Genomic DNA, 313 nt, shown 5'->3' with positions numbered 1-313 from the left:
TCGAGTTTGACAGCCGGAACGTGACGCTCCTCTAACGGCTCCTCCACGACCAGCGGCGCGAACGGCGGCTGCGAAGCCTCGCACGACGGCAATACGCCTCGCCGGCGAAAGCGTCGTCGCCAATCGTAAATCTGCCAACGCGTCGCCCCGTGCCTGCGCGCCACCTCAGACACCTGAGCACCGGGCAGCGCATTGCCTCATCAAGAATGTTACCGGAGAACTGACCGTCAGGGTTGGGGCGGCGATACCGAATCGGATCGGTGTCGCCGATGGCAGGACGGATCAGCATGGGTGCGCGGCGCGAGCTCACGGC

1 pseudogene is annotated in these 313 nt (G+C 65.5%); it reads right to left on the bottom strand.

Annotated elements, in window-relative coordinates:
- Positions 1-173, bottom strand: a pseudogene (locus ACZIRK_RS45595) (transposase); the annotation flags it as partial.
- Positions 174-313 lie beyond the last annotated feature (140 nt).

The sequence above is a fragment of the Bradyrhizobium sp. Leo114 genome (assembly GCF_055229415.2).
The sequence above is the reverse complement of the archived record's forward strand: the minus strand, read 5'-3'. Positions and strand labels throughout refer to the sequence as shown.